Genomic DNA, 6,278 nt, shown 5'->3' on the forward strand with positions numbered 1-6,278 from the left:
ATTGGCGGCGAGTTCAAGCCTTATGAGCAAGCCAACCCCATCACCGCAGCCGTGGGCGATATCGGCGGCTCTGTAGTGCCGTCGCTGATGGCGGGCGGCGCTGGTCTCATTACCAAAGGCGCGCAAGTTGGCGCTAAAGGCGCATCGGCGCTTGGCCTTGGCTCGCTCGGAACGCGAGCGGCGCAGTTGGGCGGCGCATCGGTCGGCAGTGGCGTGCTTGGCGCCGCCATGGGACTGCCTTCTCCCGTTTCGCCGAATGCCAGCGATTATTGGTCCGAAAAGGCAAAGCAAGCAGGTTTGGGGGCTGCTTTGGGGGCCGCAACGCCGATTGCTGCGGCTGGCGTCGGAAAGCTCGCCAACTATGCAGGCAATGTAGTTGCAGCGCCGTTTCGTCCTTTCACAGAGAGCGGGCGTCAGAATATTGCGCGGGACATCATCCGCCAGTATGCAGAGGGCGGTACGAACGCTGCCGCAACGTCCCCGATTGGTCGTGATTTGACGCTAGCAGAGGCTACGGGGAATCCGGGGATTGCCACGCTGCAACGCACGATACGCGACCTCAACCCCAATTCTTTTGTCGCGCAGGAGCAGGGCGGCGCTGCGCTGCGGCAGTCCGCGCTGGAGCGCATCACCGGTACAACTGATGATCTGGCGGTGGCGCAGGCCTCGCGCTCAGCGGATGCGGCGGACGCATACCTCTCGACGCACGTCGGGATTCCAGCGAGCAACACCGATTATGCCGCCCTAAAGAAAACTCCGGCATTCCAGAAAGCATTCACGGAAGCGCAGAACATGGCTCGTAATGCTGGCGCCAGCATCGAGACGCAAGTGCAGAACCGCGCCCTAGCGAATCGAGGCGGATCGGTTGGGCAGCCTCAGATCTATGTTTCTGGGCAGGGGCTGCATTACATCAAGCAGGCACTCGATGATCAGATCAATGCCTTCGCTCAGGCCGGAGAGAAGGGGAAAGCCAGCAATGTCCTGAACGTGAAGAATCGGCTTTTGTCGCTGATGGACAACAACATCGACGGCTATGCCGCGGCGCGCTCACAGTTTGCGGAAGCATCGCGGCCCATCGATGCCATGCAGTATCTGCAGTCGAAGAACTTCACCGATGCCAATGGCAATGTGACGGCTGCGAAAGTCGACCAGGCCATCAAGGGTATCGCCAAGGAACAAGCGCGACCCGGAATTCGTGCGGCTAAATCCGTCAGCGAGGAGCAACTGCAAGGGCTCATCGACTTGCGCAATGACCTCCGGCTTGCTGGTAATACCGGATTGGGTCGCTCGGCCGGATCGAGCACCGCTCAGAATCTTGCAACGCAACAGATGGTCCGGGCGGCGGTTCCTGGCAGGCTCGGCGCACTAGCCAGTCAGCTTCCTAGTGGCGCGGTCGGGGGTGCGGTCGGTGGGGCACTTGGTTGGACCGCCGGCGGCCCGGGCGGCGCTGCATTGGGGGCCATGCTGGGCGGACGTGCTGGGCGTGGCCTCAATGCCCTGATGAACACGCAGAATGACGCGATTCAGGGTGCGCTGACAAATATGCTGCTGAATTCACCGCGCGGCCTTGCGGCTCTCCAAGGTGCATCCGGTCGTACGCTCCCACTCTTGCCCTACAGCGCTCTGGAGCGGCTCGCGTATCCAAGCGTCATCGGGGCTGGCCTGGGGGCAAACAATAGGCAGTGAAGGCTTGATGAAAAGTTCAGCAATCGGTCGAATGAACTCTCTAAGTGCCACATAAAGGCAGGTCACTACCGGAATTGCAAACTGGTAATGGTGCTCAGAGATGAAGGCAATAGTAGTATTGAGCATGGCAGGAAAGGTCTAGTCGAGCCTTAAATCGTCGGATAGCCCGTGAAGCAGTCTCCTAGGGCAGAGACAGAAATCGGTGCGTGTGCGCCTTTTGCTGCCTTTGGCTATTTCCATGACTGCTTCGATTCTCCCCAATGCTGTAACGCATTTCGATGATAACAACGGCAATCCGCTTGCCGGGGGGCAAGTTTTTTTCTACATCCCGAATACTTCCACACTCAAAAATACGTGGCAGGATCCTGAGCAAACCATCCTCAACACCAATCCTGTGATCCTCGACTCTCGAGGGGAGGCCATCATCTGGGGCAGTGGCACTTATCGTCAGGTTGTCAAGGATTCGGACGGCAATCTGATCTGGGATCGTATCACGGAAGATCCCAACGCCGGCCTGACCGGGAACATGACTGATGACATGTTCACCGCAGGGGTGGATTTTACGCCCGGCGTAACGACGACTCTGACATTGAGCATCGGAGCTGGATCCCTTGGGAATGTGTGGATATTCTTCGATGGCGTGTTTCAGGCTGATGATCAAATCAATTCCCTTGATGGCACTGCGCTCGAGTTCAATGATCCGATCCCTATTGGAGTTTCCCTGGTCACGGTCAAGATCGGCAATACGATTGCAATCGGAATACCGGGCGCCGGCACTGTGACGGATGCCTCTGTCGCGCTCAATGCTGCGATCAAAAGTTCAAAACTCTCATTCCTTCAGGCCGGTACGGGCGCAGTCAGTCGAACAGTCCAATCCAAGTTGCGTGAGTTCGTCAGCGTGACCGACTATGGAGCAGTGGGAGACGGCATTACTGATGACACTGCAAAAATTCAGGCAGCTATCGATGCCAACAAAGGCGGCGCTATTATTTTCCCGGCCGGGAAAATCTTCCTGTCGGCAGGGATCATGCTCAATGATTCGACGTATAACAACACCATTCTGATTTTCGATGGCTGGTGCAAGCTAAAACCGGACGGCGGAAACATAAATTTCGGTGGCTCGTGGGTTGGCCTTATCATTAAAGACTGTGATGGCGTGATAATGAATCCCAAATGGGATGGAAATCGCTCCGCCATGTCCGATAATGAACACATTCATTGCGTTGGTTTTGCTGGCGCAAGGAATGTGTACATCCCCGACATGATGGTCAAGGAAATCCGCGCAGACGGGCTCTACATCGGCCAAAAAGATTGGCTGTCTAATAGCGATAATTCTACGCAGATTAAGATTGGCGCATTCAACGCATTCAATTCTGCGGATGATGGCCGCAATGCTATCTCCATCATTTCAGGAACGATCATCGACATTGATACGGTCCGGTCTATTAATGTAGGCGGCATTGTCGGTGGATTCACAATGCCCGGGGGTGTTGATATCGAGCCAGACCACGGCTATCAGACATGCGCCAACATACGTATTGGTTACGCAGATATTATTACAGCTGGAACTTCGGGCCTTGGCGTCTTCGGTAAATCTATCTCTGGTGATGATTCGGCTCGCGACTGGAACTGTTTCAATATTCTAATTGAGGACTGCAACATCCTGAAGACAGGTACTTCGGGGGCATCGCTATCTTCCACTCCTTTCACGCGCGTGGCGGATCTTAAGGTCAAAGGCGTGCTGTCGTATAACAGCACGCGCGGGGCAGGCCCAGATCATGATTATTCTCAGCGCATCGACGCAGATTGGACCGTTACGAACGTAACTAATGGCGTTGTTGTCGGACCCTCCAATACGGTTATCGATTTCTCTATCCGTGCGGAGGTTTCCAATTACACATTGGCCGGTATTCGCGTATCGGGATGCTCCCGCGGAAGATTTACCGGATGGATTTATGGGGCAGTAGGTGGAACGGCCTTTTCGATACAATGCCATGACAGTGGCCGTGCTGGCTTGACACAGGAAGATGTCGCATACGAAGTCGATACTCCATATGACGGAACTACACTACGTGCTTTCCGAAATGAGCCAGGAAATCTTGTTTCTTTTGGCAAAGGATGCATCGTACGAAACTGCGACTGGACCGGCTACCCGAATCAAGGCGCCACGAATGATGCTGCAATCCGGACTGAAAATATCCTTGGATGGACAAATGCCACGGCTATGCCGACTTCCGGAACTTGGTTTTTCGGCACGTTTGTTAAGAACGATGTTCCTGCCCAAGCATCAGGGAAAATCATGATCGGCTGGTCTCGTCTTAATACCGGCAGCAACAATGTGCTCAACAATGATTGGTCGCAGGTCTTCGCAACTATTTCCTGAGAGATGAACATGAAACATTTCTTCGCATTCATCGGTCTTTCGCTATGGATGACCGTTCTTTCCGCCGCTACGCTTACTCCAATTCAGCTTCTGAACCCAGCGGGATCGACAGCCGGTCAAGCGATCATTTCGACTGGTCCAAGCACTGCACCCGCATGGAGTACGCCGTCTCTGGCTGCGCCTGGACCTATAGGCAATACCACGCCGAGCACAGGAGCTTTTACCACGTTATCTGCCACAGGCGCGATCATGCCTTCTTCGACTGTCGGTATCGTCGGTACCGCCACAAACAACAACGCGGCTGCGGGCAGCGTTGGCGAGTACGTCGAATCACAGGTATCGACGGTTGCGATCACGAGCGGGGCGACGACAAACGTCACCACGATCTCGTTGACGGCTGGCGACTGGGATCTCGACGGGAACTGCTACTACAACGCAGGTGCTGGCGCATCGGTTTCCGCGCAGGCCTGCGCGGTCAGCACCGCCAGCGTGACGTTACCCGCCAACCGGCTGCGCACGCTCTATTCCTACAGCGGCGCCGCGGCAGTGTCACAGAGCGCGATCGCGCCGACGCAGCGCATTTCCATCGCCTCGACGACGACCGTGTATCTGATCGGCTTCGCCAACTATGCAGGCGGCACCGTGACCGTCGACGGCATCATCCGCGCGCGGCGAGTGCGATAGGCCATGAAAACGTCGACCGCGGGCGTCCAGGCGATCAAGGTACGGGAAGGCTTGGTGCTTGAGGCGTACCCCGATCCAGGAACGCATAGCGCGCCTTGGACCATCGGATACGGCCATACCGGCCGTGACGTGTACAAGGGGCTGCGGATCAACGAGGCGCAGGCCAACGCCTACCTCGCTGCGGATGTGGCAGCCGCAGAGCTGGTGGTGGTCCGTGCGGTCGACGTCGAGCTCACGCAGGCCCAGTTCGACGCGCTGGTGTCGTTCGTGCTGAACGTGGGGGCTGGCGCCAGGGGCGTCAAGGATGGGTTCGTGACGCTCAAGAGTGGCCAGCCATCCACCATGCTGCGCAAGATCAACGCGAACGACATCATCGGCGCGGCGGCCGAGTTTCCGAAGTGGAATCGCGCCGCAGGGCGTGTGCTCCCCGGGTTGGTCGCCCGGCGCGCCAGCGAGCAATCTCAATTCTTGACGGGGAAACCATGACAGACGATCAGACCACCTGGCTCAAGCTGGGGGCAGGCGTCCTTGTTGGCGGGCTGCTTTCGCTTCGCAATCTTCCGGGGAACAGGTGGCAGCGCGCGGGGTCGTTCATCCTGAGCATTGCCCTCGGCACAATCATCGGGCTGGCCGCTATCGAGTATTTCCATCTCGACATGCGCAGCTGGACCGCGGTGCTCGCTGTGGCGACTTCTACCGCCTTCGGTTTTGCTGTGGCAATCAACGCCATGCAGCAGATCCCCGAAGCGTTGAAGGCACTGATGCGGCGCTTCCTCGGGAGCTGATATGCAAACTATCAACCTGGTGGCCAACGCCATCATCTTCCTTGGCTCGTTCTGGGCGCTCTACACCCAGAAGGTGCCGACCCGTACCGGCGGCGCCGTGGTACTCGCGCTGCTGTCCCTTGGTGCGCTGGGCAACATGAGCGCGCCCCAGGCTTGCCACAGCGGTCCGGAGATCGGGCTCAATGTCGCCGTCGCGATGGGGGTGCTCTGGGCCTTCTGGCGGCTGGAGCTGCGCCACCTGATGAAGCGGGGGCATGCATGAGCATTCTCGACCCGCGCGTGTGGATCGCTTGCGCGCTGGCGGTGTTGGTGGCCTATGGCGGTGGCCGGTGGCAGCAGTCTCGAGCAGACGCGGCCACCTACCAGGCCAAGACGACTGCCGCGGCACTGGATGCTGCCCGCGTTCAGGTCAAGGCGGTAGATGATGCCCGCCTCGAGGAACAGCGCCGCACAGCTGCGCAAACGGAGATCGCCAATGCTGCAACGAAAGAAATGGCCGGCGCGCGCGCTGATGCTGCTGCTGCCAATGATGCTGCTGGGCGCCTGCGCCAGCGAGTTGCCGAGCTATTCGCCACCGGTCGCGTCGCCGGCAATCCCGCCGCTGCCAGCGCAGGCCCGGCAGCCGGCGACGCCGCAAATCTGCTCTCCGACCTGTTCCTCGAATCTGTCGAGCGCAATCGAAGGTTGGCAGAAACGGCTGACGCCAGCCGAATAGCTGGGGCCGCTTGTGAGGCGGCCTA

At 58.1% G+C, this 6,278-nt stretch carries 6 protein-coding genes and 1 pseudogene; all 7 read left to right on the forward strand.

Going from position 1 to position 6,278, the window contains the following annotated elements; translation table 11 throughout:
- Positions 1-1,686: pseudogene (locus tag KF708C_RS36585) on the forward strand (hypothetical protein); the annotation flags it as partial.
- Between the two features lie 238 nt (positions 1,687-1,924).
- Positions 1,925-4,069 (forward strand): glycosyl hydrolase family 28-related protein, encoded by a 2,145-nt coding sequence (locus KF708C_RS35335; protein WP_082080248.1) that lies wholly within the window; start codon positions 1,925-1,927, stop codon positions 4,067-4,069.
- A 249-nt stretch (positions 4,070-4,318) separates the two neighbouring features.
- Entirely contained in the window at positions 4,319-4,753 is a 435-nt protein-coding gene (locus tag KF708C_RS35340) for a hypothetical protein (RefSeq protein ID WP_059416245.1), read from the forward strand.
- Between the two features lie 3 nt (positions 4,754-4,756).
- Positions 4,757-5,239: a lysozyme gene (locus tag KF708C_RS33910; protein WP_059416249.1), complete on the forward strand. Its 483-nt coding sequence runs from the start codon at positions 4,757-4,759 to the stop codon at positions 5,237-5,239.
- Complete coding sequence (locus tag KF708C_RS33915; protein WP_059413454.1) at positions 5,236-5,538, forward strand: hypothetical protein; 303 nt, start codon at positions 5,236-5,238, stop codon at positions 5,536-5,538. The genes KF708C_RS33910 and KF708C_RS33915 overlap by 4 nt, the downstream gene beginning before the upstream one ends.
- A 1-nt stretch (position 5,539) precedes the next feature.
- Positions 5,540-5,800 carry a hypothetical protein gene (locus KF708C_RS33920; protein ID WP_059416251.1) on the forward strand — a complete coding sequence of 87 codons (261 nt, stop codon included), beginning with the start codon at positions 5,540-5,542 and terminating at the stop codon, positions 5,798-5,800.
- On the forward strand, positions 5,797-6,278 hold a 482-nt coding region (locus tag KF708C_RS35345), incomplete at its 3' end, for a DUF2514 family protein (protein WP_082080252.1). The genes KF708C_RS33920 and KF708C_RS35345, both read left to right, overlap by 4 nt.

This window comes from Cupriavidus basilensis (assembly GCF_000876015.1).
GTDB lineage: Bacteria > Pseudomonadota > Gammaproteobacteria > Burkholderiales > Burkholderiaceae > Cupriavidus > Cupriavidus basilensis_B.